Source organism: Roseovarius sp. MBR-6, from assembly GCF_040547525.1.
GTDB lineage: Bacteria > Pseudomonadota > Alphaproteobacteria > Rhodobacterales > Rhodobacteraceae > Roseovarius.
The window spans coordinates 1-5,428 of sequence record NZ_JBEPPW010000048.1 but is presented as its reverse complement, the minus strand read 5'-3'; the positions used below and the strand labels follow the sequence as shown (position 1 = coordinate 5,428).

The 5,428-nt window shown below is 61.7% G+C and carries 4 protein-coding genes; 3 read left to right on the top strand and 1 reads right to left on the bottom strand.

Translation table 11 applies throughout. The features are described from left to right. Positions 1 to 24 precede the first annotated feature (24 nt). Entirely contained in the window at positions 25 to 381 is a 357-nt protein-coding gene (locus ABIE57_RS20180; protein ID WP_354540829.1) for a nucleotide-binding protein, read from the bottom strand. Positions 382 to 1,077: 696 nt separating this feature from the next. On the opposite strand from ABIE57_RS20180, the gene ABIE57_RS20175 reads away from it, so the two are divergent. The 3 genes from ABIE57_RS20175 to ABIE57_RS20165 all read left to right on the top strand — a co-directional run. Then, complete coding sequence (locus ABIE57_RS20175) at positions 1,078 to 1,626, top strand: helix-turn-helix domain-containing protein (protein WP_354540828.1); 549 nt, start codon at positions 1,078 to 1,080, stop codon at positions 1,624 to 1,626. 223 nt (positions 1,627 to 1,849) lie between these two features. Next, positions 1,850 to 3,493, top strand: coding sequence for a relaxase/mobilization nuclease domain-containing protein (locus ABIE57_RS20170; RefSeq protein ID WP_354540827.1), 1,644 nt, complete (start codon positions 1,850 to 1,852; stop codon positions 3,491 to 3,493). A 13-nt stretch (positions 3,494 to 3,506) separates the two neighbouring features. Further along, positions 3,507 to 5,428 (top strand): type IV secretory system conjugative DNA transfer family protein (locus tag ABIE57_RS20165; RefSeq protein ID WP_354540826.1); only part of this gene is annotated, 1,922 nt, incomplete at its 3' end.

Sequence of the window (5,428 nt, the reverse complement as noted above, 5' to 3'; positions counted from 1 at the left end):
CCATCAGCGCCAAGCAGCATAACATCAACCAACAGAGCCGGAGCCCTCCAGACCAAAATCACGCCGCCTGTTCCAAATCATTCGACGACGGACAAGGACGAGGTCCACGCCTTCGGCCTCAAAACCGTCCAGCGCGTGGTAAAGGCCTTCAACGGTCTCGGGGGCATCGGCCACGGTCAAGCCCGCGGGCCATGGAAGACGTGGCAGATCACCGAAGTCGGCGCGCGCGCTTTTTGATTCCCATTCGAGGATTTGCTTGTCTGCATCCGCATCCATGACGTGCACACGGCGGCCGCGCGCCAGCATAGCGGACGCAAGCATCTGTATGAGCGTTGTCTTTCCTGATCCGCCTTTGGCGGAGATCGCCGTCACAACAAGCATTCATTGACCCTATAACATATATTTGCGCCGTTATGGCGGTGCTTCGGTCTGGCGTCCAGACCTTGCGCGATACAGGCGGTCACCCCTTGGGTCAGAAAGACGGACCACGGTTGCGACGATCTGCTGTTGCTGCAATCGTCTTTGTATGCGTTAGGTCAATCGCTCACTCATGCAGACAGCCGTTGCGGCATGCATCACTTGCGCCATCGCGCCGTTGCAGCACTGCCCCAGCGATGCCCTGAACCTTCGAGGTGTTGGGGCACACGGGCCCTTTGGCGTATGGCGAATGATCCTCGACCATCCGCGTCGGCACGGACCGAATTCGCATGGTGCGGCGCGGGCGTTCCAATCCTGCAAGGTCTTCTTCTCTTCCGGGAAAATCCCCTTGCAGCAGTCAACGCCAATGAAGGGATGATGTGTCGGCTGCGCCGACATCATTCCCGCGCCTGTTCAGGATCCGGGCGAGGGCCCGGATCCTGAACAGGCGCGGGGGAGGCGGTGTCCCTTCGGTCTGTTCGTTGTCGCGGGGGGGTTTGCAGCACGCATGGCCAAGGCCCTGCGTGCTGATCACCGAAGGTGCGACAACGGACCGAAGGGACGTTGACAGGAACGGTATTGTGTATGACAAAACTTGTGTGACGACTCATTAGAGTTTTTGCGTTTACAAAAACTATCTAATGGTAAATCTTGCCGCCCATGTCCAAACGCCTCTCCACCACAGCCCGACAAGAGGTTCTCCGGCTTGCCGCTCAAGGGCTTGGCGACGACGAGATCGCACGGCGTGTTGGCTGCTCACGGCCCACTGTCGCCCGTGTGCGGGCGCGCGGTATGGTGACGGATCGAACCACAAAGGGCCGCGTGCTGCAGGTTCGAGTGTCCGCCCGTGAGGCTGAGGCATTCGAGGCGCTTGTGGCCGAGACGGGCATGACCACGTCAGGGCTGCTCCGGCACATGATCCGTCTGTCATCCGGCATTGTTGCGTTTCGCCGGGACGAGGTCGCGGCACTCAAGGCGTCGGCCAATCAGCTCAATGCCTTGGCGCGCAATCTTGTGCAGATGCTGAAGCTTGCCCATGCGGGTAAGCTGCGGTGGAACGCGCGCGACGCGGCATTGGTTGGTCGGCTTGCGGACCGAGCCGAAGAGGTGGCCCGGTCCGTGCAGGCCTTGCGCGCGGCCTCGCTTCGCGGGGCCTTTGTCCGGGTGTCCGATCTTCGGGATGTCGGGGAGGGTCAACACGATGGCTGAAACACGCACCCTTCAGCAGGTGGTACTGGGCGAGATACTGCCTCATGTGGGACGGCGGTCTGCTGCCATGGCAGGCGAAGCGCGCGTATCGTCAGGCCGTCGACGTGGCCCCGCCGGTGGGGCTGTTGCGATGATGTCCTGGAACGCGCTGCGGGTGCCACAAAGCGTGGTGAAGCGGGTTGGCACGGGCGGGTGTCATTCGCCCAAAGAGTTACGCCGACAGATGAAATACATCCTGCGCGACGAGGCGCGGGTCGCAGCCTGGTCGAACCAGATCGGCGTCGATCGTGTCTTTGGCGAGCGTGGCATGGAAAGTGTCATTGCCGATTGGAGCGCATCCTGGTCCGGCGCGCCGAAACGGGGCCATACCGATCATATTATCCTGTCCTTTCCCAAAGGAACCGAGGCGGAACTGGCGGAAGCCATCTCGCGTGAGTGGGCGCAGGAGGTCTTCGGTGGGGATTACCGGGATCGATATCGGTATGTGGCGGCTCTTCATTGCAACACAGATCATGTGCATGCCCATGTTCTTGTCGATAAAGTCGGGATGGAGGATGGCAAGTTCCTCTCGATCAGCCGCCATTCCGAGATCAGCTATGACATGATGCGCGAGTTGCATGCTCAGATCGCGGGCGAGCACGGGCTGTTGCTGAACGCCTCGTCCCGTCTGTCGCGCGGCATCATGGAAAACGCCCCGCGGGACACCGATTTGCAGGCGGCCCGCAAGGAGGGGCGGGAGCCGGTGGTCGCGCCGCTGGATCCTGAAAGCCGCGCCCTGCGAGAGGTTGAAATACACAGACATGCCGAAGGGTATCGGCAACTGGCGCAGCTTGCCGGGTTGAGCCTGGAAATTGCCGCCCCTCCGGACGGATGGATGGGGCGCATCGCGCAAGGCGCAGAGCTTGCCGCCAACAACTTGATGAAAGGACTGCCGGTGAAAGAAGGGCTTGCCGAAGGGGCTGATATCCCCGTGGCCGGAGCGGATGTAATCGGTCGTCTGATCGCCGCCCGCGAAACATTGCGGGCGGAAGCCGACAGCGCCTGGATCGCCATTCAGGACATGGCGCCCGGTGCCGAAAAGGTCGAACTGGAACAACTCTTTGCCGGGCAAGCACGCGAGATGGGGACGCTTCTGGGCCGCGACTTTCTTGCGGATCATTCTTCACCGGTGTCGCCGGAGCGCGATCCCTACAGTGTGCAGGGGATTGCGGGCCTGGCCGCACGCGCAGGCGAGGAGGGCAATCCGCTCGCAGCTGAGGCCGGTGCTGCGCTTGAGAGTTTCCGAGCGGAATTGTCGCGCGTTCTGGCACCGATGGAGACCCGGCTTGAGGAGGCGGGAAGCAGCATCGAAGAAGTTGCTGCCCGTTTCACCGCACCCCATCGCAGCGAGGCGCAACTCGAAGCGTCACGCCCAGTGGACGCTCAGGAGCGCTCGGACTGGCTTGGGCTCGAACGCGACCTGCAGGCGCGCGCGCGGGATGTTTTTGCGGAGCTGCACATGGATCATGATCTTTTGGCGGATCTGGCGCGTCAGGACATCCTCGACGCGGGGCAGGGCAGCCGCCTTGCCGATATCGCCACGCTGGACAAGCTGATCTCCGACGTGCGGCAAGACCTGCGCGCCGGGGATATGGATCAGTTGGCCGCTGGCCGGATTGACCCGCTCATGGACCGCATCGAAGATCCCGGTCTGCGACAGGCCGTGTTCTCGGAATTGAAGGCCATCGCTGCGGTGGATGCAGGTGGTGATATTGCCGGCCGCGACAGCGAACCCGCCGCCACCTACCGGACCCGGATCGAGGCGTTCGAGCGCGCCGGGGAGCGGGGGCGCGACCGCGACGACGCCGATCACGATTACGGCCTGTAGAGGATTGCAAGACATGCTGCATGCAATGGAAAGCCGTTGGCGGTATCCGGTCGCCATCCTGCTCGGTCTCGGTGTTGGCACCTGGATCGGTGCCGCGCTTGCCACGCTCTATCTGATGGTGCGATTTGGCGAAGACCTGAGTGGGTTCGATATTCTTGAGCCCTGGTTGCTCAATCTGTCTGATCCACGGATCAAGGCAAACCCTGCGGTGGAGCATACCGCGTGGCTCATCACGGCCCTTCCTGCCCTGCTGCTGGCGGCGACAGGGGCCACATCTGTTCATCGCGGGGCGCTCACCGACTATGATGATGCACATTTCCAGTCGCGTCCCGAGCTTCGCCGCAACCGTATGTCGGCATCCCTCGCCCAGAACGGCTTTCTGTTCGGCAAGCTTGGCTCACCTGCGTCCCGCGCGCCCTTCGTGTCGGCCACGCCAGATCGCTTTCCGCATGCGATGATGATCGCGCCGACGGGACGTGGCAAAGGGGTGGGCTTCGTATTGCCGAACCTTTTGCACTTCCAGGGCAGCGCCGTGATCCTCGACGTCAAGGGCGAGAATTTCGAGAAGACATCCATCCATCGTCAAAAGGCGTTGAAGAATCAGGTCTGGTACTTTTCGCCCTATGACTACGTTCAGCCCGAGGGCCAGAACGGGCCTGTCCTGACCCGTACCCATCGCTTCAATCCCCTCCAGCGCATTGCCGATCTTCCCAGCCCCGAGCAGCAATACACCGCCATCAACACCATGGCGGACCTGTTTCTCATCGTCGAAAGCGTGAACGCGCAGAGCTTTTTCCAGGCCGGGCGCAGCCTGTTCGTGGCGTCTTGCCTCTATGCCATCGAGACCGGCAAGCCGACGATCGGCGAGGCGCTGCGGATCATGACCGGCGGCGGCAACAAGAAAGAATTCTACAAACGGGCCGCGGCCCAAACCGCAAACCCGGTGGTGGCCGAGATTTTCCTGAGCATGGCCGACGAAGTCGACAAGATCCTCGATTCCTATGTCAGTGTGATCCGCGGGGCCGGATTGGAGCTTTGGCTCGATCCGGCGGTGGACCGGGCGACGCAGGCAAGCGATTTCGACTTCGGGACGTTCCGACGAGAACCGCAGTCGCTCTATATTGTCGTGCAGCCGGAGCACCTGAAAACCCTCGCCCCATTGATCCGGCTCCTGTTCGCCGACGCGATCGCAAGCTTGCAGCGCGCGCATCCCGGAGCGGATGAGCCACATCCCGTCATGTTCCTGATGGATGAGTTCGACCAACTGGGAAAACAACCCCTGGTCCTTCAAAGCATCAAGACGATCCGCTCTTATGGCGGGCGGCTTTTTATCATTTCGCAGTCTATCCCCGGTCTTGAGGGTATCTACGGCGAAACCGACCGCCGAGCGCTGCAGGCCGGTGCGGGTGTACAAATTTACATGACCCCCCAGGATGATCGCACCGCTGACGTGCTGTCCGCAGCCCTGGGCAAACACACGATCGTGGGCAAGACCAGATCACAGGCAACGGTGCGCAAGCTCTCGGAGAGCGCAAATCTAAGCCGCCGTTCGGAAGAACGGGCGCTGGTATCTCCCGCTGAATTATTGCGCTTCCCGCTCGACAAGGTCCTTGTTCTGCCCGAGGGGCAATATCCCATCAAGTCCAATCACATCCGTTACTATGCGGACCGCCACTTTGCGGAGATCGACAAAGCACGGCAGGGGCATGCCTTGCCCTATCCGCCTGCTGCAGCGCCAATTTCGAACAGGTCGAAGAAAATCACGCTCGAGCAACCAGAGCCCGCAGCACCCGCGGCGATCTCCATGGGCGACAAGGAATTCGTGACTGCGGTCCAGACCTGCGTATTCCGGAACATCCGCCCACCCATTCCGACAACATGCGCCCACCTGTTCCGGGCTATCCGCCCACCGGTGACGCGTTGCCGTGAGGCAGC